Here is a 20,216-nt window from a genome sequence, read left to right on the forward strand (position 1 = left end):
CGCGGCAAAATCAACAATCTGCCAAAGTAGTGCTAGGACGAATCCACATTCAGCGGAGCCAAATGCAGATTGCGGCGAGGTGGACGAATGCGAGGAAGTAGTCTGCTCGTCGGTCATATCGCGTGGCAAAGCGGCGGAAGTGTTTGAGCTTGTTGAAGCAACGCTCGATGCGGTTGCGTAGCTTGTAGATCGTCTCGTCATGCGGGATGGGGATCTTACGAGAGCGGGTTGAGGGGATTACCGCTTCGGCGTTCATGTCCGCGATGGTCGTGCGTAGATCATTGTTGTCGTAGGCCTTATCGGCCAACACGGCCTCGGCCTTGAAGCCTTCGAGCAGGGCTTTTGCGGTGAGGTTGTCGTGTCGTTGTCCGGCGGTGAGCATGAAGCGCAGCGGCCGACCGAGGCTGTCGCAGAGCATGTGGATCTTGGTGGTCAAACCACCTCGGGAACGCCCCAGTTCCTGAGTTTTGGCCCCCCTTTTCCGCTCGCAGCCTGCTGGTGGACACGAACCAGAGTGGTGTCGAGCATCAGGTATTTGTTGTCGCGATCCTTGATCAGCTCGGCAAACACCTTCTCCCAAACGCCAGCCTTGGCCCAGCGGGTGAAACGCGCGTGTACGCTCTTCCACTTGCCGTAGCGCTCCGGCAGGTGCTGCCAGTAGGCGCCGGACCGCAGAACCCACAAAACCCCGTTCACGAACAGGCGATTGTCGACACCGCTGCGGCCGGGATCGCCCACCTTGCCTGGCAGCAGAGGCGCAATCCGAGCCCATTGCGCATCACTTAGCTCATAGCGCTTCACACCCATCAGCACGCTCCGAATCAAAACGTCCGGAACGCATTGATTCAGCATCATTCAGCTATGGGAATCCTGAATGTGGATTGGTCCTTAGGGCCCGGCAAGGTGCCGTCCTACCGCCGATCACGCATGACGGTGTCGCAAAATGAGATGCCGCAAAAAAAGCGGTCCCGGTCAGACGCGGCGACTGACGGGGACCGCTTGGCGAAGATCTGAGACGGGGGGCCTGATCTGCGCGAGCGGAAGCCTAGCCGGGCTTTGTAACGTGCCGGTGACACCTCTGTTCAATCCACAGGCCGCGAAGATCCGCTCAGACAATCTTGCGATAGATGACGAAGCCCGGCTTGTCTGCGACCTTGTCATAAAGCTGCATCGCGGTGTGGTTGGTCTCATGCGTCTGCCAGTAGACGCGTGGCGATCCCGCGAGCCTGGCCTGCGCGTAAACCCCGTTGATCAACGCGCGGCCAACGCCCTTGCCGCGTGCGGCTTCGCTGGTGAACAGATCCTGCAAATAGCAGGTTGGCGCGATCGCCGTGGTCGAGCGGTGAAACAGATAATGCGTCAGCCCGAGCAATCTGCCGCCGGCGTCGGCGACCAGCGCGTGCACCGGCTCATAGGCATCGAAGAAACGCTCCCACGTCATCGCGGTGATCTCGGGCGCGAGCGCGGTCGGCCCGGATCGCTCATAGAAGGCATTGTAGCCGTCCCACAGAGGAAGCCACTGGGCGTAGTCGTCGCGGGTGACGAAGCGGATGGTGACGTCGTCGGCCATGGAGGATTCCTGAATGATCCTGCGTTGCGGGCGATGTCTCCGCACCGCTCGCAAGGTTCTACCGTCGCTATCTCGCAGGATCAATTGCGGACGAGGTCGCGCCTCACTCGGCGGCGCGCAGCAGCCGCGCCAGACGGCGCTCGCGCCCGGCGCGCTGGGCCCGATATTCATCGGCCTTCGCGGGATCGTCGGTGTGCCGCACGAGGTCGGTGACCGGCGTGTAGCTCAGCATGCGGCCGCCGTCCGGCAGTGCGGTGCAGCTGAAGCGCAGCACCTGGCCGTCGGCGAGGTTGAGATTGATCGGCGTGGAGTCGCCGGCGCGCATCATCGCGATGCGCTCGGCGATGAATGCGCTCAGCTCGTCTTCCGGCAGTTCATAGGCGCCGGTGTCGCGGCCGTGATACATCAGCGCGACGAAGGGCGGCTTGCTCTCGGCCTGCGCATCCGACAGCGCGAAATAGTCGCGGAAGGCGCGGTTGATGAATTCGGCGCGGGTGTCGGCGTCGAGCAGCACGATGCCGATGTCGACCTGGTCGAGCGCGGCTGCGAGCCGCTCCGCGGTGGCGTGATGCTGCTGGTCCGCGGCAAAGGCGTCGATCCATTTCTGCCGTAGCATTCCGGTGATCACGGCGGTGCCGGCCGCGGTCGCCGCCAGCATCAGCATCCGCGCGACGTCGGCGGTGTCGTAACCGGGCAGCGCGCGATGATTGAGGAAGAACAGCGCCGAGGCGGCCACCGCGATCGCGGCGGAGATCAGCCCGGAGGTGATGCCGCTGATCGAGCTCGCAAGCGCCACGACGCAGACGAACAGCGGCGCGGGATTGGGGACGGCGACAACGAGGCGATCGAGCAGGAAGGCGGCGGATGCCGTGATCGCCGTCAGGGCCGGACCTGAAATTGCACGCCAGTCGAACCGCATGCGCGTTCTCGCTATCTATCAAACGAACGATAAAGCCGCAGTTTGACGACAGGGCCGCAACCGCGCCGGCATTTCCGTCCCGACCGTTAAGCGGGCGTTGCGGGGGCCGAACCAGCTTTCGCTGCTTTCAAATCAAATGATATGCAGATCGGCACGGAACCCGGTTCCGTGCCTGCGGGTTACCGCGTGCTTTGCTTGCAAGAGGACATTCGATGCCCGCCATTTCGCCGTCGCTGCTGCCGATCCTGATGCTGTTCGCCTCGAACGTCTTCATGACCTTCGCCTGGTACGGCCATCTCAAGTTCAAGGATCACTCGCTCCCCATCGTCATCATGGTGAGCTGGGGCATCGCCTTCTTCGAGTACTGGCTGGCAGTGCCGGCCAATCGCTGGGGCAGCGCGGTCTACTCGGCGGCGCAGCTCAAGACCATGCAGGAGGTGATCACGCTGGTCGTGTTCGCCGCCTTCTCGGTGTTGTACCTGAAGGAGCCGCTGGGCTGGAATCACGCGCTCGGATTTGCCTTCATCGCCGCCGGCGCGTTTCTGATCTTCCACAAATGGGGCTAGAGCATCTTCGGTTCTGATTGAATCAGAACCGAAGCTCTAGATGCTTGTTTTGACGCGTTTTCTTCACGCGAACCGGTTTCCACTTCGCTCGAAAACGCTCTAATGCGCTCTGCGCCTGAGCTAGCGGTGCGGGGCCGGCTTGGCGGTCGGCGTCGTGACATGCGCGGGGCGTGCGCGGTCTTCGCCTTGCGTGCCGGTCACGATAAGGAGCGATGCCGCCAGCAGGATCGCCGCCGACAGCGTCACGGTCACCAGTCCGACGGGGGTCTTCATCATGTCGCGCCGCTGTCTCTCCCGCGCCTTGCCGCGGATCAGGTGCCAACCGGAAATTGCTTGATTACGCCGGGATCGCCGTTGCCATGGTGATGTTGCTCGACAGCACCGTCACGGCGACGACCAGGCACAACGTCAGCGCGCCGAGCGCGAGCGACGCGGCGATCGCGTTCGTCAGCCGGGATGATGCCACCGGGGCAGGGCGGCCATCGAAGCCTGCCGTGCCGGACCACCGCTTCATGGTCTAAATCCCTCAGGCCGCGAGCGAATCACTCGCGACATCCGCGCGAATCTGCCGGTTGTCACCGGCAACATTGCGGCGGCGGCGCCGTCCAAAAATGGCTAAAATACGGCGGTGGCGCGAGTTTTGCCCGTTATTTGGGCAGTTTCCCCGTTATTCCCTGGATTCACACCCGGCCGTTCAGACGCCGGCCGCGAGGCGAGGCTCAGGCTCGGCCTCGGTACCAGGCTGCCAGTCCATCGAGACAAACCCGGGGGTCTGCTCGACCCGCTTGAGCCAGGCGCGGATCGACGGAAAGGTCGCCAGGTCGAAGTCGCAGCGGTCGGCGACGTGGGTGTAGCCGTAGAGGGCGATGTCGGCGACGGTGAGCTGTCCGGCGGCGAAATAGGCGTGCTCCTTGAGGTGATTTTCCATCACCTGCAGCGCCGCATAGCCGCGCTCCATCCAGTCCTCCAGCGCGTGCGTCTGCAGGTCGCGTCCGCCCTTGACCAGCGACAGCCAGAAATAGGCGGCGCCGATGTTCGGCTCCAGCGCGTGCTGCTCGAAGAACATCCACTGCAGCGCCTCGGCGCGCTCGATCCGCGACTCCGGCGCCAGCGGCGTGCCGATCGCGACGTACCAGAGGATGGCATTGGACTCGGCGAGATGGCGGCCCTCGGCGACCTCGAGCAGCGGCACCTGGCCGCTCGGATTCTTGGCCAGGAATTCCGGCGTGCGGCTCTCGCCGCGCAGGATGTCGATCTCGATCGCCTCGTACGGCGTGTTCAGCACGGCAAGCGCCAGCCGGACCTTGTAGCTGTTGCCGGAGCGCTGCATCGAATAGAGCTTGTACATTGCGTCGTGGTTCACTCGGTCAGGGAGACGGTACGCTTAAAAATTGCGCGGCCTGTCACACCGCAACGCCGCTAAACAATGATGCTGACGGGGGTGCGTCGCAAGCCCTGCAGTGTGGAAAAAGTCGAAACGTCTACTGCACTGCACACGTGCAGAACGATTCCATCCACACGGCAGAACAACTCGGATCACGCCTGCGCGACGCTCTGCACGGTGCCGGTCGATCGCCAAGGTCGCGACCATGGCCGGTGCGCTGCAATTCACAAACCTTAACGCGCGTCCTTGGCGGCACGACGCGCGCCGGTCTGCGTTGACGACCCGCCGTTAGCGCTGTCAGGCAGGTTGCCGCGCGGCATTGTCCTCGGAGCAATCCGCGCTGGCGCATGCCGCCGAAGGCCCCGCCGGCAAGACCCGAGCGGGCTTGCCGGATATGAGTCATCCGGTGCCGGAACTTGCGGAAAATTGCGCGTGCCGCGAGCCATGCGCGAAAGTTTTCGTGCTTTACCGCCAAGCTTCTTGCGGTGCAGCGGCGACAGGCCTAGGGTGCCGCGATCCCATTCAAATCAAGTCGTGGCCCTACGGCTCACGACGTTTGCCAGGAGATGATAATGGCCTTCCTGTCCGCTGCGCTCGACCGTGTGAAGCCGTCCGCGACGATCGCGGTCACGGACAAAGCACGCGCGCTGAAAGCCGCGGGCCGCAACGTCATCGGCCTCGGCGCCGGCGAGCCTGACTTCGATACGCCCGCCAACATCAAGCTCGCAGCGATCCACGCGATCGAGGCCGGCAAGACCAAGTACACCGATGTCGGCGGCATTCCGGAGCTCAAGGAAGCCATCATCAACAAGTTCGCGCGCGAGAACGGCCTGACCTACAAGCCGAACCAGGTCATCGTCGGCACCGGCGGCAAGCAGGTGCTCTACAACGCGCTGATGGCGACCATCAATCCGGGCGATGAGGTGATCATCCCGGCGCCGTACTGGGTCAGCTATCCCGAGATGGTGGCGCTCGCCGGCGGCGAGTCGGTGCCGGTGGTGTGCCCGGCCTCGACCGGCTTCAAGCTGCGTCCGGAAGATCTCGAGAAGGCGATCACGCCGAAGACCAAGTGGGTGATCCTGTGCTCGCCGTCGAACCCGACCGGCTCGGCCTATACGAAGAGCGAGCTCAAGGCGATCACCGATGTGCTGGTCAAGCATCCGCATGTCTGGGTGATGACCGACGACATGTACGAGCACCTCGTCTATGACGACTTCGTCTTCACCACGGCGGCGCAGGTCGAGCCGAGCCTGTACGACCGCACGCTGACCGTGAACGGCGTGTCGAAGGCCTACTGCATGACAGGCTGGCGCATCGGCTATGCCGGCGGCCCGGCGCAGCTGATCAAGGCGATGGCGACGATCCAGTCGCAGTCGACCTCGAACCCGTCGTCGATCGCGCAATGGGCGTCGGTCGAGGCGCTCAACGGTCCGCAGGACTTCATCGCCGCGAACAACAAGGTGTTCAAGGAGCGTCGCGACCTCGTGGTGTCGATGCTCAACCAGGCGAGCGGCATCGAATGCCCGCGGCCGGAAGGCGCGTTCTACGTCTATCCGTCCTGCGCCGGCACGATCGGCAAGAAGGCGCCGTCGGGCAAGCTGATCGACAACGACGAGGCGTTCGTCACCGAATTGCTCGAGAGCGAAGGCGTCGCCGTGGTGCAGGGATCGGCATTCGGGCTCGGCCCCGCGTTCCGCATCTCCTACGCCACCAAGACTTCCGATCTCGAGGATGCCTGCAAGCGCATCCAGCGCTTCTGCGGTAATCTGCGGTAGGTCGATCCGAAATCAAGAAACGCTCCCGCACCTGGTGCGGGAGCGTTTTTGTTTGTGTGCTGAAATCGCGCCGGTAGATTCGACGAGTCAAATCACATCCTGCTCACCTCACGCGCGTGTGTGCGAACATCGATGCCACACGCGGGAAGTTTTTACGGCGTCTTTGCGCGCTGCCTTGTTTTGGACACGAGCCTTCCTTCCTGTCCGCCGCGCAAATTCAGTTCACCTTGCGGAGACAGTTCAATGCGACTTTCGACCCTCACCCTTGCAGCGCTTGCGTTGCTGGCGCCGTTCGCCACCGCCAACGCGGCGCCTCAGGTTCAAGCCGGGGTCCTGCAATGCCAGGGCGGCGAGAATGTCGGCTTCGTTGTCGGCTCTGTCGCGCGCCTCGAATGCGTGTTTCAGAGCGGCGGCCGTCGGCCCGAGCCCTATGTTGCGACCGTGAAGCGGATCGGCGTCGACCTCGGCGTCACCGCGACGACCCAGCTCGCCTGGGCCGTGAGCGCGCCGACCACGCAGCTTCCGCGCGGTGCGCTGGCCGGCAGCTACGGCGGCGTCGGGGTCAACGCCTCGGTCGGCCTCGGTGCCGGCGGTAACTTCCTGTTCGGCGGCCCGAACAACGCCTACGCGCTGCAGCCGGTCAGCGTGCAGGGCCAGACCGGCCTCAACGTTGCGGCCGGCATCGCCGGGATCGATCTCGAGCCGGTCGCCTACGGCGGTCCGCGCCGTCATCATCGTCACCACCGTCATCATCATCACCACCACTAGATTTTGTTTTGACGCGTTTTCTTCACGCGAACCGGTATCCACTTCGCTCGAAAACGCTCTAGGCTGGTCGGTGTTCGATCAAAGAGGCCCGCGAAAGCGGGCCTCTTTTTTGTTGTCTGTTGTTTGCTGTCCGTTGCTCGATCAATCGGCGGACCCCGAGGAACATAGCAGCGCCGCAACATCTCCTGACAATCGGTGGCCGGGCACCACAAATTCTGGCTGGACGTTCGATGTTGTGGCATAGGATGCGAACGGCGCCGCAGACACGGCGCCGTTCTGTTCTCTGCTCGCGTCATGCCTCTCAGCCGGAGACTCCCCAACATGCGTCGCTTCACTTTCCTCGCCGGTGCTGCCATTGCCACGCTGACCGCAATCGTGAGCGCCAGCGCCCAACAGCCGATCCAGCGCGTGCAGGTCGGCGTCCTTGAATGCCGCGGCGGCGCGAGCGTCGGCTTCATCGTCGGTTCCGTGACCCATCTCGGTTGCGTGCTGCGCGCCAATGGTCTGCCTGAGGATCGCTACATCGCGACCATCCAGAAGGTCGGCATCGATCTCGGCATCACCCAGGAATCGGCGCTGGCCTGGGGCGTCTATGCGCCGGTGGAGCGGCTCGGGCCGGGTGCGCTCTCCGGCAACTATGCCGGCGCGCAGGGCAGCGCGACGCTCGGTGTCGGCGTCGGCGGCAACGTGCTGGTCGGCGGCTCCGACAACACGATCGCCCTGCAGCCGCTCAGCGTGCAGGGCCAGGTCGGCATCAACATCGCCGCCGGCCTCGAAAGCCTCGAGCTCCGTCCGGGCCGCTAACGCGCGCCCGTGCGGTTGATCAGCTTGCCGAAGAAGCCGCGGGCCTCTTCGGCAACGATCCCGGGCGCCTCGGCGTGAACATAGTGCCCGGTCTCGACGAACCTGATCGAAGGTTCGCTCCAATAGTCTCCCAACCTGTCCGACCATTCGGGCGCGATCAACGGATCGCGGCGGCCCCAGAGAAAGCGCGACGGCACGTCGATGCGCGGCTGCGCCGGCAGCTTGCCTTCCAGCCAGAGCCGGCGATTGGGCGCGGACGAGAGATACCAGTCGAAGCCGCCCTGGATGTTGCCCGGCTTCATAAAGTTGTCGACATAGGCTTCCAGCAGGTCGCCGAACACCGCGGGATCGTCGCCCGACCAGTGGTCGAGGAAATGCCGGAAGTAGAGCCGGCATGACTCGCGCGAGCTTCCGACCAATTGCGCGGCCCATGGCAGCTGCTGGAAGTATTGATACCAGACCTCGATCAGGTGGCCGGGCTGGCCGTAGCGATGGCCGAGGCCCGGATAGGGCGTGCAGAGATAGAGCGTGCCGATCAGCCGCTGCGGATGTCGATGCGACATCGCCTGCATGACGTAGGCGCCGAGATCGCCGCCGATGACGCCGAAGCGCTGATAGTCGAGCGCGTCCATGACGGCAAACATATCCAGCGCGTGGCGCTCCGCGGTGGCGGACGCATCGGGCCCCGTTGTCGGCTTGCCGGTGTCGCCGCAGCCGCGCAAGTCGGGCGCGATCAGTTCAAAACTGTCGCCGAGGCGCAGCATCAGCGGGCGCCACACCAGCCAGAACTCCGGCCAGCCGTGAAGCAGGAGCAGCGGCGGCCCTTTGCCGAAGCGCGCGACATTGACGCGCAAATCGCCGATATCGATCTTCTGTTGCGTAATGCCTGCCGCGGCTGCTTCTGCGAAGGCTTTTTCCAGCGCCGTCATGGGGACTCCCTTTGCTTTGTCGCAGGCTGTCCGCGTTCGCGCGTCCGGTCCAATACTCGTTCGATACGGTTGCAGAGCTATTGCGTATGACTGACGGCACCCGCCGCCGTGCTATACCGACGGCATGGAATTGCGACATCTCAGATATTTCGTGGCGCTCGGCGAGGAATTGAACTTCACCCGCGCGGCCGAGCGGCTGCACATCGCGCAACCGCCGCTGAGCCAGCAGATCCGTCAGCTCGAGGACGAACTCGGCGTGACGTTGCTGCAGCGGAATAGCCGTCCTGTCAGGCTCACCGAGGCGGGCGAGCTGCTGCTTGCGCGCGCCCGCTCCCTGCTCGCAAATTTCGAGGCCGCGGTTGCGGACACGCGGCGCGTCGGGCGCGGCCAGGCCGGCAAGCTCGCGATCGGATTCGTCGGCTCCGCGATGTTCGCCGGTCTGCCCGATATCATAGGCAGCTATCGCGACGCCTGTCCCGACGTCGAGCTCGTGCTTGACGAGATGCTGGCGGCCGAGATTGCCGAAGCGCTGCGGCGACGCCGGATCGATGTCGGCTTCGCACGCCCGGCGCTATTGCCGGAGGCGGGTCTTGCCCAGCGCCTGATCCTGGAGGAGCCCTATGTCGCGGCGTTGCCGCGCGCGCATCCGCTTGCCGAGAGGGACGACATTGCGCTTGCCGAATTGTCCGATGATGCCTTCGTGCTCTATCCGGCGCGGCCGGAGCCATCGGTCACCGGCCTGATCGTCGCCGCGTGCCAGGCCGCCGGATTCACGCCGCGACTCGCGCAGGAGGTGCTGCATCTGCAAACCGCGATTGGCCTGATCGCCGCCGGCGTCGGTGTATCGCTCGTCCCGGAGGCCGCGGCACGCGCGCAGACCGGTCGCGGCGTGGCGTATGTCCGCTTGGCCGCGCCGGCGGTGACGGCGCCGCTCACGATTGCGTGGCGTGAAGAAGATGTCTCGCCCGCCGTGCAGCGTCTGCTCGACCTTGCGACACGCTGGCGCGAGATTTCTCCGGGACTTGCGCGAAGGAACTGACGCAGCGGATGCAATTGTCCGGACGATGGCTCGGAATTGCAAACCTCCGCGACGCCGCACCGCAGCGACGTTTTCCCGCTTGCCAAATGTCAAACGCAGGCAGAGCATAAACGGTCGCCGACCCAATCATGGGCCGAGCTCCAAAACGAGGAGGCGGCAATGGGACAAGACGTCAGAAGTCCCCGAGGTCCACGGTGCATCGCATTGGTGGGCCCTTTCCAAAGCGGTAAAACCACACTTCTGGAAGCGATCCTGGCGCGCAGTGGCGCCATTAAAACTGCCGGCAGCGTCGATGCCGGAACCTCCGTCGGCGATGCCAGCCCCGAGGCGCGTCAGCACAAGATGGGCGTAGGCCTGACCGCCGCCACCACCACCTTTATGGGGGACAGCTACACCTTTATCGATTGTCCCGGCTCGATCGAATTCGCGCACGATATGCGTGCAGCGTTGCCGGCGGTCGATGCCGCGGTCGTGGTCTGCGAAGCCGACGAGAAAAAGCTGCCGCAACTGCAGATCATCCTGCGCGAGCTCGAGGAGCTCGGAATTCCCCGTTTCCTGTTCCTGAACAAGATCGACCGCGCCAACAAGCGCGTCCGCGAGACGCTTGCGACGCTGCAGCCGGCCTCGCGCGTGCCGCTGGTGCTGCGCCAGATCCCGATCTGGAACGGCGATCTGATCGAAGGCTTTGTCGATCTCGCGCTGGAGCGCGCCTTCGTCTATCGCGAGCACAAGCCGTCGGAGGTGATGGCGCTCGAGGGCGGCAATCTCGATCGCGAGAAGGAAGCCCGCTTCTCGATGCTGGAGAAGCTTGCCGACCACGACGACGCGCTGATGGAGCAGTTGCTGGAGGATATCCAGCCGCCGCGCGATGCCGTGTTCGACGATCTCGCCCGCGAACTGCGCGAAGGGCAGATCTGTCCGGTGCTGCTCGGCGCTGCGAGCCGCGAGAACGGCGTGCTGCGCCTGATGAAGGCGCTGCGCCATGAGGCGCCCGGCGTCGCCGAGACCGCCGATCGGCTCGGCATCAAGGATCAGAAGGATGCGCTGGCCTACGTGTTCAAGACCGTGCACTTGCAGCACGGCGGCAAGCTGTCGCTGGCGCGCGTGCTTGCGGGCCGGCTCGACGACGGCGCGACGCTGCAATCCTCAAGCGGCGAGAGCGGACGCGTCTCAGGCATCCTCGCGGTCTCGGGCGGGCATGACAGCAAGCGGCCGCAGGCCGAGGCCGGCGACACCGTCGCGCTCGGCAAGCTCGATGCGATCAAGACCGGCGATACGGTCTCGAGCGGCAAGACGGCGCCGGCCTCGCTGGTCAAGGTCGAGCCGGCCGCGGCCGTGCTGTCGATCTCGATTGCCGCGACCGACCGCAAGGACGATGTCAAGCTCGGCCAGGCGCTGCTGCGGCTGAACGAGGAAGATCCCTCGCTGACGATGATCCAGAACCCGCGCACCCACGACACCGTGCTGTGGGGGCAGGGCGAGATGCATCTGCGCGTGGCGCAGGAGCGGCTGAAGGACCGCTACGGCGTCAACGTCAAATCGCATCCGCCGGCGATCGGCTATCAGGAGACCATCCGCAAGCCGATCACCCAGCGCGGCCGGCACAAGAAGCAGTCCGGCGGCCACGGCCAGTTCGGCGACGTCGTGCTCGACATCAAGCCGAAGCCGCGCGGGTCAGGCTTCGAATTCCACGAGAAAGTGGTCGGGGGCGCGGTGCCGCGCAACTATATCGGCGCGGTGGAAGAGGGCGTTGTCGACGCGCTGGCGCGCGGCCCGCTCGGCTTCCCCGTGATCGACGTCGACGTCACGCTGACCGACGGCTCCTATCACAGCGTCGACTCGTCCGATCTCGCGTTCCGTACCGCGGCGCGGATCGGGGTCAGCGAAGGGTTGCCGCAGTGCCAGCCGGTGCTGCTGGAGCCGATCCATATGGTCGAGATCGTCTGTCCGACCGACGCCACCGCGAAGATCAACGCGATCCTGTCGGCGCGCCGCGGCCAGATCCTCGGCTTCGACACCCGCGACGGCTGGATCGGCTGGGATTGCGTCCGCGCCACGATGCCGGAATCGGAGATCGGCGACTTGATTGTCGAACTGCGCTCCGCCACCGCCGGCGCCGGCACCTTCACCCGCCAGTTCGACCGCATGGCCGAAGTGACGGGCCGCGCCGCCGACCAGATCATCGCCGCGCATCGCGACGCGGCGTGATCGAATTGTCATTCCGGGATGGTCCGAAGGACCAGACCCGGAATCTCGAGATTCCGGGTTCGATGCTGTCGCATCGCCCCGGAATGACGGGCCAAGATAGCGCCCGTGATTCCCTTCCTATGACGCAGTTTCCGCCAGCATGCTTGAATCCCGCCGTAACCTGGCGCTGGCCTGCGCGCTCAGCGCAATGGCCGGGTATGTCGACGGCATCGGCTATCTGCATCTCGGCGGGCTGTTCGTCTCCTTCATGAGCGGCAACTCGACGCGGCTTGGCGTGACGCTGGCCGAGGGGCATTGGCAGCATGCCCTGGAAGCGCTGGAGCTGATCGTGCTGTTCGTCGCCGGCGCCGCAGCCGGCAGCCTGATCGTGCTCAGCGCGCTGGCCCATCGCCAGCCCCTGCTCCTGCTCATCGAGGCGTGGCTGCTCACGGCGGCGGCGGTGGCCTATGCCTATGGCCTGCCGAACGCCGCGGTCGCCGCCATCGTGCTGGCGATGGGGCTCGAGAACGCCGTATTTCAGCTCGAAGGCGGGGCCGGGCTCGGCCTCACCTACGTCACCGGGGCGCTGGTGAAGGCCGGCCAGCTGATCGCCGCCGCGCTCACCGGCGGTGCGGGCTGGGCCTGGCTGCCGAACCTGCTGCTGTGGGCGGCGCTGGTCGCGGGCGCGCTCGCCGGCGCGCTGGCCTATGGCTGGATCAACCTCGCGGCGATCTGGTTCGCCGCGGCCGCCGCGTTCGCCCTCAGCGCGCTGGTTGCCGCAACCGCGAAGCGGACGGATTGACAGCGCGCCCGCCTTGGCCGATGTCACCATCATGACGTCCTCAAGCAAAACCCGCGCCGCGTGCCTGATCGGCTGGCCCGCCGCGCATTCCCGCTCGCCGCTGATCCATCATTACTGGCTGCGCACCCTCGGCATCCAGGGTGGCTACGTGATCGAGGCGGTGCCGCCGGAGGATTTCAAGGATTTCCTGTTCCGCCTGTCGCTGCGCGGCTTCGTCGGCGCCAACGTCACCATTCCGCACAAGGAGCGCGCGCTGGCGCTCTCGGCGCCGGACGAGCGCGCTCGCGCCGTCGGCGCCGCCAACACGCTGTGGTTTGCCGACGGCGAGCTGCGCTCGACCAATACCGATGTCGAAGGCTTCATCAACAATCTCGATGCCTGCGTGCCCGGTTGGGACAAGACCGAGGACGCACTGGTGCTCGGTGCCGGCGGCGCGTCGCGCGCGGTGGTGTTCGGCCTGATCGAGCGCGGGATTGCGCGCGTGCACCTGGTCAATCGCACGATCGACCGCGCCCGCGCGCTTGCCGACCTGTACGGCGCGCGCGTCCATCCGGCGACCTGGGACACGGTCGGCGAGTTGTTGCCGCGCGCGGGGCTGCTGGTGAACACGACGTCGCTCGGCCAGCACGGCCAGCCTCCGTTGGAGATCGATGTCGGCCTGTTGCCGGAGGGCGCGGTTGTTTCCGACATTGTCTACGTGCCGCTGGTGACGCCGTTGCTTGCGGCGGCAACGGCGCGGGGGCTGAAGACCGCCGACGGGCTCGGCATGCTGCTGCATCAGGCGGTGCGCGGTTTCGAGCTTTGGTTCGGGCAGCGCCCGCGGGTCACGCCGGAGCTGCGTGCGATCGTCGAAGCCGATCTCACAAAGACTTGAGGCCTGGAATAGCGTCTCCGATGCGGGGTCTCGTGTTAGTCCCCCGCGTTCCCTTCCGGAGATCAACCATGCCTGCCCGCCGTTCCCATCTCGTTCGTCCGTTCATTGCGCTTGCGATGGTGACGGCATCCACGCTCTACGCGCTCGCGCAACAGCCGCCGACGCCGACGCGGGTGCGTGGAACCGTCGAAAACGTCGATGGCAATACGCTCGCGGTGAAGTCGCGCAGCGGAGAGGACGTCAAGCTGCATATGGCCGGCAATATGGTGGTGCTCGGCCTCACCAGGATCGCGCTGTCCGACATCAAGGTCGGTTCCTTCATCGGCACCACCACGGTGCCCGGCCCCGACGGCACGCCGAAGGCAGTCGAGGTGCATGTCTTCCCGGAGAACATGCGCGGCACCGGCGAGGGCTCGCGGCCGTACGATCTGAAGCCGAACAGCAGCATGACCAACGCGACCGTCGCGCAATCCGTGGTCAGCAATGACGGTCATACGTTGCAGGTCAAGTACAAGGACGGCGAGAAGACGGTTCAGGTCCCACCTGATACGCCTGTTGTGACCTATGTTCCCGGCGACAAGGCAGACCTGAAGGCCGGTGCCAAGATCATCGCCTTCATGAAGAAATTGCCCGACGGCTCGCTGGAGACCGACCGCGTCAGCGTCGGCCGCGACGGCCTTACGCCGCCGATGTGACGCACAATGTCATCCCGGGGCGATGCGAAGCGTCGGGATATCGAGATTCCGGGTCTGGTCCTTCGGACCATCCCGGAATGACGATCTGAACGGGCTACATCAGAACACGCGAGCGCATCACCTGTCCGTTATCGCAGTAACAGTTCCCTCGTCCGGCGCGTAGTTGTCGTTTGAGCCGTCGCTTCCGCGAGGAGTTGTGGCTTGCACGGAATACCACCAACTCCCCGGTGTTCCCTGATTCGCCAGCCCAACCCATGAGGGACACCATGCCGAAATCGACGCTGTTCGCCGCATTGCTTCTTGTTGCCTTTGCTTCGGCTGCATCCGCGCAGCAGCCGCCGGCGGTGCGCATCCGCGGCACCATCGAGGCCGTCGACGGCGCCATGCTGTCGATCAAGTCGCGCGACGGCGCCGACATGAAGGTGCGGACCACCGACAACGTCGCGGTGTTCGGCGTCGCCAAGACCGATCTGTCGGAGATTAAGCCCGGTTCCTATATCGGCGTCACCGCGATGCCCGAGGCTGACGGAACGCAGAAGGCGATCGCGGTTCACATCTTCCCGGAGAACCAGCGCGGCGCCGCCGAAGGCTTCCGCCCCTGGGACCTGCGCGCCAATTCGACCATGACCAACGCCACCGTCGCCGAGACCGTGAAGGGCACCGACGGCCAGAACATCACGGTGAAGTACAAGGACGGCGAGAAGAAAGTCGTGGTGCCGCCGGGCACCCCGGTCGTCACCTTCGTCGCCGGCGACAAGTCGGAGCTGAAGCCGGGCGCCAAGATCATCATCTTCGGCGCGCTGAAGAAGGACGACGGCACGCTGGAAGCCAACCGCGTCAATGTCGGCCGCGACGGGATCGCACCGCCGATGTGAGGCTGAACAGGCTCCGCTGTCGTCTCTGCGAAAGCACTAGGGGATGCACACATCTGGTGCGACGGATTGACTCGGGTCAGAGATTGGGGATTCCAGAATCGGGGGTCTCGGTGACTTCTATTACGGCACTTCGGCTTGGGCGGAGGTGCCAGCATGTTGTCGCGGATTGACTGGACGTTGGGCCGGTTCGAGGATGGTCGTCTCGATAAAGGGGGGCGGCGCTCATCGGACGCATGGTCGCGGGCAAGGATGTATGCCTTCGGCGGCTTTCCAAGGGAGACCGCGCGCTGGAGGTGCGGTTCAACCGCTTTCTCGGTAACTCCAAGGTGACGAAGGAGCGCATCATCGAAAGCTGGAGCGAAAGCACGGCTGCGGCGGTTACAGGCCGCCATGTTTTGGCGATCCAGGACACCAGCGAGATCCACTTCAACACCACGCCGCAACGCCGGCGCGGGCTCGGGGAGATCGGCAAGGGCAATCACCACGGCGTGCTGCTGCACCCGATGCTGGCGGTGGATGCGGACAATGGCACCTGCCTGGGACTTTTGAGCGGCGAGGTGTGGACGCGTGAAGGCCCTCGGAGCGTCTCGCATGACAGCCGCGACCTGTCGGACAAGGAATCGCAGCGCTGGATTGCCACCGCCCTTGCGGCCAAGCCGCTGCTTACCGGTGCTGCAATGGTGACCCTGCTTGGTGACCGCGAGAGCGACATCTTTGCTCTTTATGCCAGCGCAGCCGAGCAAGACTACCGCGTGATCGCCCGCAGCATGCATGATCGCAAGCTGGCCGACACGACGGGTTTGTATGCGGCGATCGACGCCATGACGGCGGTAGAGCGTCGCATCATCGAGTTGCCTGCGCGTGCGGGGCGGCCTGCACGTCCGATGGACCTCGAACTTCGCTTCGGCGCAATCGAGCTGGCCCGGCCGCAAAGCAAGTTCCTGCGCCATTTGCCGAAAAGCCTGCATCTGGCCATCGTTGACGTCCGCGAGATCAATGCCGATCCCAACGTCGAGCCGTTGCACTGGCGTCTTCTCACCTCTCACGAGGTCACCAGTTCAGACGATGCCTGGCGCATCGTCGCCTGGTACAAGCAGCGCTGGATCATCGAGCAGTTCTTCCGCGTCCTCAAGACGCAGGGCTTCAAGCTCGAGGATAGCCAGATCGGCACCGCCGGCCGGCTTCTCAAATTGGTTGCCATCGCTGCCAAGGCCGCGATCATCACCATCCAGCTCCTGCAAGCGCGCAACGGGAGCCAGCAGTCGCTTCACGTTGCCTTCAATCCCAGCGAGATCGATGCGTTGACCGCCCTCAATCAGCAGCTTGAAGCCAGGAACAGACGACTGAAGAACCCGCATCCGTCCGATCGTCTTGCCTGGGCGGCCTGGATTATCGGCCGCATTGGAGGATGGGACGGCTATCCGTCCTCCAAGCCACCAGGCCCCATCACCTTCAAAAACGGTCTCGATTACTTCCGCGCCGTCGCTCTCGGATGGAGCCTCAGAAATGTGTGCATGCCCTAGTGCGAAAGCAGGGACCCGTAACCACATGGTTGAGTTGTTGAAGCGCGCTGTCGCCGCAGCGCTGCGAAACGACGGCCATCGGTGGTTATGGGTCCCGGGTCGCGCTTCGCTTGCCCGGGACGACGAAGATTGCGTAGCCCGGATGGAGCGCAGCGCAATCCGGGGCCAATCTATCCACGAGGAAAGACCCGGATTACGCTTCGCTTCATCCGGGCTACGATAATAGCGCCGGCGGCTAAACCGCCAGCACGTGATCGTCGATCTCGGCGATGGTGTTGACGCCGCACAGTCCCATCGTGGTGGTGAGCTCCTTGCCCAGGATATCGATCGCCTTGGCGACGCCTTCCTGGCCGCCGGCGCCGAGGCCATAGGCATAGGCGCGGCCGATCATGCAGGACTTCGCGCCGAGCGCCAGCGCCCGCATCACGTCCATGCCGGTGCGGATGCCGCCGTCGAACATGATCTCGAGCTTCGAGCCGACCTCATCGACGATCTCCGGCAGCACCTCGATCGAGGACGGTGCGCCGTCGAGCTGGCGGCCGCCATGGTTGGAGACCACGATCGCCTGCGCGCCGGTCTTGGCGGCAAGCTCGGCGTCCTCGATATCGAGGATGCCTTTAAGGATCAGCTTGCCCGGCCAGATGCTGCGGATCCAGTCGATGTCCTTCCAGCTCAGCGAGGTGTCGAACTGCGAGGCGGTCCATTCCGACAGTTTCGTCAGATCCTCGGTGCCTTTGACGTGGCCGGCAATGTTGCCGAAGGTGCGGCGCTTGCCTTGCAGCACGCCTGATACCCAGGCGGGCTTGGTCGCGAAGTCGATCAGCTTCGACAGTGACCATTCCGGCGGCACCGTCATGCCGTTCTTGATGTCCTGGTGGCGCTGGCCGATCACCTGCAGGTCGACGGTCAACACCAGCGCCGAGCATTTCGCCGCGATCGCGCGCTCGATCAGCGACTTGATGAAGCCGCGGTCCTTCATGACGTAGAGCTGGAACCAGAACGGCTTGTCGACGGCGGCGGCGATGTCCTCGATCGAGCAGATCGACATCGTGCTCTGGGTGAAGGGAATGCCGGCCGCCTGCGCGGCGCGGCAGGCATAGATCTCGCCGTCGCCATGCTGCATGCCGAGCAGGCCGACCGGCGCCAGGATCAGCGGCATCGCGGCCGGCTCGCCGAGGATCGTGGTCGCCAGGGTGCGCTTGGACACATCGACCAGGATGCGCTGGCGGAACTTGATCTGCTGCAGATCTTCCGAATTCGCGCGCAGCGTGTCCTCGGTGTAGGAGCCGCGGTCCGCATAATCGAAAAACGCCTTCGGCACCCGGCGCTTGTGCAGCTGGCGCAGATCTTCGATGCAGGTAATGTGCTTCATGGACGGTCCCGGCCCTTCTTCTGTGTCGCAAGTTCGATGTCGCGAGCCTTGTTTAGGCAGCAAGTCTTGCGGGTGTTCGATCTTGCCGTCATCTAGCATGGATGGGGGAGCTGCCAAATCGAAGACGGATGGGAGAGCGCGATGACCCAATCAGGCTCCAAACCGAAAGCAAAAGCAGACGAGAACGCCGAGAAGCGCCGGCTCGACGAGGCCCTGGAGGAGGGGCTGGAGGAGACGTTTCCCGGTTCCGACCCCGTCAATGTCACCCAGCCGGCCCCTACCAAGGGTGACCAGCACGTCAAGCGCACCGGCAAAGGGTAGGGACGACGTTCGTTCCCCAGGTTGCCGAAAGAGTAATAATGTTATATCTTTCAGTGCCTTAATGTAGAGGCACGGGGTTTAGCCCCGGTAATGATTCATCATATTTTTTGAAGTCCTTTTAGCGCCTGGCAGTCTATAAGGCCGATGCACGCTAGACTGGTAGGCGTTCAGGACTCTCTCGCCGGGTGGTTCGAGAGGTCCGTGTTGGGGGTTACATGAGCCGCAAATATTTCGGGACCGATGGAATTCGGGGCCGCGCCAATGGACTGATCACGCCGGAGCTCGCGCTCAAGGTAGGGCAGGCCGCGGGATTGGTGTTTCAGCGTGGCGACCATCGCCATCGCGTCGTGATCGGCAAGGACACGCGGCTGTCCGGCTACATGATCGAATACGCCATGGTCGCGGGCTTCACCTCGGTCGGTATGGACGTGCTGCTGGTCGGCCCGATGCCGACCCCGGCGATCGCGATGCTCACCAAGTCGATGCGCGCCGATCTCGGCGTCATGATCTCGGCGTCGCATAATCTTTTCGAAGACAACGGCATCAAGCTGTTCGGCCCGCAGGGCTTCAAGCTGTCGGACGATGTCGAGAAGCAGATCGAGCAGCTGCTCGACGAATCGCTCGACCGCCGCCTGGCGCAGAGCGCGAGCCTCGGCCGCGCCCGCCGCATCGACGGCGTCCATGACCGCTACATCGAATTCGCCAAGCGCACGCTGCCGCGCGATCTCTCGCTCGACGGCCTGCGCGTCGTGGTCGATTGCGCCAATGGCGCCGCCTACAAGGTGGTGCCGGAAGCGCTGTGGGAGCTCGGCGCCGACGTGGTGCCGATCGGGGTCGAACCCGACGGCTTCAACATCAACAAGGAATGCGGCTCCACCTCGCCGGAAGCGCTGTCGCGGAAGGTGCGCGAGATGCGCGCCGACATCGGCATTGCGCTCGACGGCGATGCCGATCGCGTCATCCTGGTCGACGAGCGCGGCCACATCGTCGACGGTGACCAGCTGCTCGCGGTGATCGCGCAGAGCTGGAAGGAAGAAGGGCGCCTCGCCAAGCCCGGCATCGTCACGACCGTGATGTCCAATCTCGGGCTGGAGCGCTTCCTGCAGGGGCTCGGGCTGCAGATGGTCCGCACGCCGGTCGGCGACCGCTATGTGCTCGAGCAGATGCTGAGCGGCGGCTACAATCTCGGCGGCGAGCCGTCGGGCCATATCATCATGTCGGACTATTCGACGACCGGCGACGGTTTCGTCGCGGCACTGCAGGTGCTGGCCGTGGTGCAGAAGCTGCGCCGCCCGGTGTCGGAGATCTGCCGGCGTTTCGACCCGTTGCCGCAAATCCTGAAGAACGTGCGCTATCGCAGCGGCAAGCCGCTCGACGACGCCGAGGTCAAGTCCGCGATCACCGACGGCGAGAAGCGCCTCAACGGCCATGGCCGTCTGTTGATCCGCCCCTCCGGCACCGAGCCGGTGATCCGCGTCATGGGCGAGGGCGACGATCGTATCCTGGTGGAAGAGGTCGTCGACAACATCGTCAGCGCACTCGGCCACGCCGCTGCGGCATAAGCTCCGTCCGGCCTCGTCAGCTCGTGATCCGTCATCCTGAGGAGCGCGCCCTTGCGCGCGTCTCGAAGGATGCACGGCCCATTGTCGCAATTTGGCGAGCGCCGGGCCGTCGACCCTTCGAGACGCGCGGAGCCTGTCATCGGGCCGCGCTTTGCGCGGACCCGTTGGCGCTCCTCAGGGTGACGGGGAAAGAGTTGGGCCGCCGGCTGACCCCACAGCGCATCGCTGCCATCGGCTAACGCAACTGGTTT

General features: G+C 64.7%; 21 protein-coding genes. 13 read left to right on the top strand and 8 right to left on the bottom strand.

The features are described 5' to 3' along the window. Positions 1-49: 49 nt before the first annotated feature. The 3 genes from ACVIYL_RS15540 to ACVIYL_RS15550 form a co-directional block, all read right to left on the bottom strand. Positions 50-807, bottom strand: a protein-coding gene (locus tag ACVIYL_RS15540) for an IS5 family transposase (protein WP_256558577.1) whose coding sequence is annotated in 2 segments (ribosomal slippage) — positions 50-471 and positions 471-807 — 759 coding nt in all. Because the reading frame shifts where the segments join, the coding sequence is not laid out codon by codon here. A gap of 301 nt (positions 808-1,108) precedes the next feature. After that, on the bottom strand, positions 1,109-1,570 hold the full coding sequence (locus tag ACVIYL_RS15545; protein ID WP_172649052.1) for a GNAT family N-acetyltransferase: 462 nt from the start codon (positions 1,568-1,570) through the stop codon (positions 1,109-1,111). A 103-nt stretch (positions 1,571-1,673) separates the two neighbouring features. Continuing rightward, positions 1,674-2,489, bottom strand: a complete 816-nt coding sequence (locus ACVIYL_RS15550) for a PAS domain-containing protein (protein ID WP_456779066.1) — start codon at positions 2,487-2,489, stop codon at positions 1,674-1,676. Positions 2,490-2,701: 212 nt separating this feature from the next. Here ACVIYL_RS15550 and ACVIYL_RS15555 point away from each other — a divergent pair, with 212 nt between their 5' ends. Then, a complete protein-coding gene (locus ACVIYL_RS15555) occupies positions 2,702-3,055 on the top strand; it encodes a DMT family protein (protein ID WP_076829887.1) in 354 nt (117 codons plus the stop codon). Between the two features lie 120 nt (positions 3,056-3,175). On the opposite strand, the gene ACVIYL_RS15560 is transcribed toward ACVIYL_RS15555, so the two are convergent. From ACVIYL_RS15560 to ACVIYL_RS15570, 3 genes are all read right to left on the bottom strand, one after another. Next, positions 3,176-3,331, bottom strand: a complete 156-nt coding sequence (locus ACVIYL_RS15560) for a hypothetical protein (protein WP_456779067.1) — start codon at positions 3,329-3,331, stop codon at positions 3,176-3,178. Between the two features lie 61 nt (positions 3,332-3,392). Then, a complete protein-coding gene (locus tag ACVIYL_RS15565; RefSeq protein ID WP_168859259.1) occupies positions 3,393-3,569 on the bottom strand; it encodes a hypothetical protein in 177 nt (58 codons plus the stop codon). A gap of 180 nt (positions 3,570-3,749) precedes the next feature. Next, entirely contained in the window at positions 3,750-4,403 is a 654-nt protein-coding gene (locus tag ACVIYL_RS15570) for a glutathione S-transferase family protein (RefSeq protein ID WP_057015955.1), read from the bottom strand. A gap of 608 nt (positions 4,404-5,011) precedes the next feature. On the opposite strand from ACVIYL_RS15570, the gene ACVIYL_RS15575 reads away from it, so the two are divergent. The 3 genes from ACVIYL_RS15575 (at position 5,012) to ACVIYL_RS15585 (ending at position 7,786) form a co-directional block, all read left to right on the top strand. Further along, the gene (locus ACVIYL_RS15575) at positions 5,012-6,214 is read left to right on the top strand and encodes a pyridoxal phosphate-dependent aminotransferase (protein ID WP_028340563.1); all 1,203 of its coding nucleotides are present in this window, start codon (positions 5,012-5,014) and stop codon (positions 6,212-6,214) included. A 243-nt stretch (positions 6,215-6,457) separates the two neighbouring features. Continuing rightward, entirely contained in the window at positions 6,458-6,982 is a 525-nt protein-coding gene (locus ACVIYL_RS15580; RefSeq protein ID WP_028336065.1) for a DUF992 domain-containing protein, read from the top strand. A 321-nt stretch (positions 6,983-7,303) separates the two neighbouring features. Further along, on the top strand, positions 7,304-7,786 hold the full coding sequence (locus tag ACVIYL_RS15585) for a DUF992 domain-containing protein (protein ID WP_316399019.1): 483 nt from the start codon (positions 7,304-7,306) through the stop codon (positions 7,784-7,786). Here ACVIYL_RS15585 and ACVIYL_RS15590 read toward each other — a convergent pair. Further along, positions 7,783-8,715, bottom strand: coding sequence for an alpha/beta fold hydrolase (locus ACVIYL_RS15590; RefSeq protein ID WP_456779068.1), 933 nt, complete (start codon positions 8,713-8,715; stop codon positions 7,783-7,785). The two genes, ACVIYL_RS15585 and ACVIYL_RS15590, sit on opposite strands and share 4 nt — an antisense overlap. 124 nt (positions 8,716-8,839) lie before the next feature. Between ACVIYL_RS15590 and ACVIYL_RS15595 the strand changes: the two genes are divergently transcribed. The 7 genes from ACVIYL_RS15595 to ACVIYL_RS15625 all read left to right on the top strand — a co-directional run bounded on the left by ACVIYL_RS15595 (position 8,840) and on the right by ACVIYL_RS15625 (position 16,710). Next, positions 8,840-9,754: a LysR substrate-binding domain-containing protein gene (locus tag ACVIYL_RS15595; protein ID WP_057015950.1), complete on the top strand. Its 915-nt coding sequence runs from the start codon at positions 8,840-8,842 to the stop codon at positions 9,752-9,754. Positions 9,755-9,913: 159 nt separating this feature from the next. Continuing rightward, complete coding sequence (locus ACVIYL_RS15600) at positions 9,914-11,962, top strand: elongation factor G (RefSeq protein ID WP_456779069.1); 2,049 nt, start codon at positions 9,914-9,916, stop codon at positions 11,960-11,962. Between the two features lie 139 nt (positions 11,963-12,101). Continuing rightward, a complete protein-coding gene (locus ACVIYL_RS15605; RefSeq protein ID WP_456779070.1) occupies positions 12,102-12,743 on the top strand; it encodes a YoaK family protein in 642 nt (213 codons plus the stop codon). A gap of 31 nt (positions 12,744-12,774) precedes the next feature. Then, positions 12,775-13,617: a shikimate dehydrogenase gene (locus ACVIYL_RS15610; protein ID WP_456779071.1), complete on the top strand. Its 843-nt coding sequence runs from the start codon at positions 12,775-12,777 to the stop codon at positions 13,615-13,617. A 116-nt stretch (positions 13,618-13,733) separates the two neighbouring features. Further along, entirely contained in the window at positions 13,734-14,312 is a 579-nt protein-coding gene (locus ACVIYL_RS15615) for a hypothetical protein (protein WP_456781834.1), read from the top strand. 266 nt (positions 14,313-14,578) lie between these two features. Continuing rightward, positions 14,579-15,187: a hypothetical protein gene (locus ACVIYL_RS15620; protein WP_456779072.1), complete on the top strand. Its 609-nt coding sequence runs from the start codon at positions 14,579-14,581 to the stop codon at positions 15,185-15,187. Between the two features lie 233 nt (positions 15,188-15,420). Further along, positions 15,421-16,710, top strand: a complete 1,290-nt coding sequence (locus tag ACVIYL_RS15625) for an IS4 family transposase (RefSeq protein WP_225642830.1) — start codon at positions 15,421-15,423, stop codon at positions 16,708-16,710. 235 nt (positions 16,711-16,945) lie between these two features. Here ACVIYL_RS15625 and ACVIYL_RS15630 read toward each other — a convergent pair whose 3' ends face one another. Continuing rightward, positions 16,946-18,082, bottom strand: coding sequence for an alpha-hydroxy acid oxidase (locus tag ACVIYL_RS15630; RefSeq protein WP_456779073.1), 1,137 nt, complete (start codon positions 18,080-18,082; stop codon positions 16,946-16,948). Between the two features lie 141 nt (positions 18,083-18,223). Here ACVIYL_RS15630 and ACVIYL_RS15635 point away from each other — a divergent pair, with 141 nt between their 5' ends. Together ACVIYL_RS15635 and glmM are read left to right on the top strand one after the other, a co-directional pair. After that, positions 18,224-18,403 (top strand): hypothetical protein, encoded by a 180-nt coding sequence (locus ACVIYL_RS15635; RefSeq protein WP_253606882.1) that lies wholly within the window; start codon positions 18,224-18,226, stop codon positions 18,401-18,403. A 215-nt stretch (positions 18,404-18,618) separates the two neighbouring features. Then, positions 18,619-19,965: a phosphoglucosamine mutase gene (gene glmM, locus ACVIYL_RS15640; protein ID WP_016846677.1), complete on the top strand. Its 1,347-nt coding sequence runs from the start codon at positions 18,619-18,621 to the stop codon at positions 19,963-19,965. Positions 19,966-20,216 lie beyond the last annotated feature (251 nt).

The organism is Bradyrhizobium sp. USDA 3315 (assembly GCF_054056795.1).

Excerpts from the sequence above, each read along its gene's own strand:
- ACVIYL_RS15605 (WP_456779070.1), top strand. The coding sequence starts at position 12,102 with ATGCTTGAATCCCGCCGTAACCTGGCGCTGGCCTGCGCGCTCAGCGCA.
- ACVIYL_RS15545 (WP_172649052.1), bottom strand. The coding sequence starts at position 1,570 with ATGGCCGACGACGTCACCATCCGCTTCGTCACCCGCGACGACTACGCC.
- ACVIYL_RS15595 (WP_057015950.1), top strand. The coding sequence starts at position 8,840 with ATGGAATTGCGACATCTCAGATATTTCGTGGCGCTCGGCGAGGAATTG.
- ACVIYL_RS15555 (WP_076829887.1), top strand. The coding sequence starts at position 2,702 with ATGCCCGCCATTTCGCCGTCGCTGCTGCCGATCCTGATGCTGTTCGCC.
- ACVIYL_RS15590 (WP_456779068.1), bottom strand. The coding sequence starts at position 8,715 with ATGACGGCGCTGGAAAAAGCCTTCGCAGAAGCAGCCGCGGCAGGCATT.
- ACVIYL_RS15575 (WP_028340563.1), top strand. The coding sequence starts at position 5,012 with ATGGCCTTCCTGTCCGCTGCGCTCGACCGTGTGAAGCCGTCCGCGACG.
- ACVIYL_RS15600 (WP_456779069.1), top strand. The coding sequence starts at position 9,914 with ATGGGACAAGACGTCAGAAGTCCCCGAGGTCCACGGTGCATCGCATTG.
- ACVIYL_RS15585 (WP_316399019.1), top strand. The coding sequence starts at position 7,304 with ATGCGTCGCTTCACTTTCCTCGCCGGTGCTGCCATTGCCACGCTGACC.
- ACVIYL_RS15630 (WP_456779073.1), bottom strand. The coding sequence starts at position 18,082 with ATGAAGCACATTACCTGCATCGAAGATCTGCGCCAGCTGCACAAGCGC.
- ACVIYL_RS15615 (WP_456781834.1), top strand. The coding sequence starts at position 13,734 with ATGGTGACGGCATCCACGCTCTACGCGCTCGCGCAACAGCCGCCGACG.
- ACVIYL_RS15570 (WP_057015955.1), bottom strand. The coding sequence starts at position 4,403 with ATGTACAAGCTCTATTCGATGCAGCGCTCCGGCAACAGCTACAAGGTC.
- ACVIYL_RS15610 (WP_456779071.1), top strand. The coding sequence starts at position 12,775 with ATGACGTCCTCAAGCAAAACCCGCGCCGCGTGCCTGATCGGCTGGCCC.
- ACVIYL_RS15550 (WP_456779066.1), bottom strand. The coding sequence starts at position 2,489 with ATGCGGTTCGACTGGCGTGCAATTTCAGGTCCGGCCCTGACGGCGATC.
- ACVIYL_RS15565 (WP_168859259.1), bottom strand. The coding sequence starts at position 3,569 with ATGAAGCGGTGGTCCGGCACGGCAGGCTTCGATGGCCGCCCTGCCCCG.
- ACVIYL_RS15580 (WP_028336065.1), top strand. The coding sequence starts at position 6,458 with ATGCGACTTTCGACCCTCACCCTTGCAGCGCTTGCGTTGCTGGCGCCG.
- glmM (WP_016846677.1), top strand. The coding sequence starts at position 18,619 with ATGAGCCGCAAATATTTCGGGACCGATGGAATTCGGGGCCGCGCCAAT.
- ACVIYL_RS15620 (WP_456779072.1), top strand. The coding sequence starts at position 14,579 with ATGCCGAAATCGACGCTGTTCGCCGCATTGCTTCTTGTTGCCTTTGCT.
- ACVIYL_RS15625 (WP_225642830.1), top strand. The coding sequence starts at position 15,421 with ATGGTCGCGGGCAAGGATGTATGCCTTCGGCGGCTTTCCAAGGGAGAC.
- ACVIYL_RS15635 (WP_253606882.1), top strand. The coding sequence starts at position 18,224 with ATGACCCAATCAGGCTCCAAACCGAAAGCAAAAGCAGACGAGAACGCC.
- ACVIYL_RS15560 (WP_456779067.1), bottom strand. The coding sequence starts at position 3,331 with ATGATGAAGACCCCCGTCGGACTGGTGACCGTGACGCTGTCGGCGGCG.